The 390-nt window shown below is 65.9% G+C and carries 1 protein-coding gene; it reads right to left on the reverse strand.

The features are described 5' to 3' along the window. On the reverse strand, positions 1-359 hold a 359-nt coding region (locus FLX07_RS36120; RefSeq protein ID WP_244311185.1), incomplete at its 3' end, for an RICIN domain-containing protein. Between the last annotated feature and the right edge of the window lie 31 nt (positions 360-390).

Consider the following 390-nt stretch of genomic DNA (forward strand, 5'->3'; position numbering starts at 1 on the left):
CGGGTCCACTTCTGGTTGTTCTGGCCGTTGCAGGTCCAGATGATGACCTTGCTGCCGTTGGCGGTGCCGTTGTTGTAGACGTCGAGGCACTTGTTCGCGCCCACGGCGGTGATGCTGCCGTCGGAGTTCAGGCGCCACTTCTGGTTGTTCTGGCCGTTGCAGTCCCAGATGATCACGCTGGCGCCGTCGGCGGTGCTCGCACCGTTGACGTCGAGGCACTTGTTGCCGTAGACCCGCAGCTCACCGGCGCTGGTGGTGGTCCACTGCTGGTTGTTCTGGCCGTTGCAGTCCCAGACCTGCGCCAGGGCGCCGTTGGCCTGCGACACACCGGTGACGTCCAGACACCGCCCCGAGCTCACACTCCTGAGCGCGCTCGTGCTCCCCGACGGG

It is taken from the genome of Microbispora bryophytorum, from assembly GCF_006874465.1.
Lineage (GTDB): Bacteria > Actinomycetota > Actinomycetes > Streptosporangiales > Streptosporangiaceae > Microbispora > Microbispora bryophytorum.